Source organism: Vogesella mureinivorans, from assembly GCF_007644035.1.
GTDB classification, from domain to species: domain Bacteria; phylum Pseudomonadota; class Gammaproteobacteria; order Burkholderiales; family Chromobacteriaceae; genus Vogesella; species Vogesella mureinivorans.
Genome location: NZ_VMTV02000467.1, coordinates 1 through 430 on the forward strand (window position 1 = coordinate 1; position 430 = coordinate 430).

The window sequence follows — 430 nt, forward strand, 5'->3', positions numbered from 1 at the left end:
AAATTCAAAAGGACGTTTAGCTTTTCATTACCTGATGCTGTCAGATGTCCATTTAAATTCAAAAGCAACTTCCCCGTGTTAAAGCAGTTCATTGCCAATCCTTTTTGAATTTAAATAAAAATCTTTTCTCTCAAGCTTTTGATGTGGTGATGTGTATTGATGCAGCCTACCATAGTGATTTAAATTCATTTCTGAGTTCAGTTGCACCACTTTTAAATTCAAAAGGACGTTTAGCTTTTCATTACCTGATGCTGTCAGATGTCCATTTAAATTCAAAACAAAAACTCAAATATCAATGCTTACTCAAAGCAGCAGATGTTCGTTTCAAAACTTTAAAGACAGAACAGCAAATTCATCAAGTAGTAGCACAACATCATTTTAACCAGATTGAGATTCAAGATATTTCTACAGCGGGTTTAGCTGGTTTAGT

1 protein-coding gene is annotated in these 430 nt (G+C 33.7%); it reads left to right on the top strand.

Annotation, left to right across the window (positions count from 1 at the left end):
* Positions 1 to 104 precede the first annotated feature (104 nt).
* On the top strand, positions 105 to 430 hold a 326-nt coding region (locus FLQ44_RS12365; protein ID WP_206208859.1), incomplete at its 3' end, for a class I SAM-dependent methyltransferase.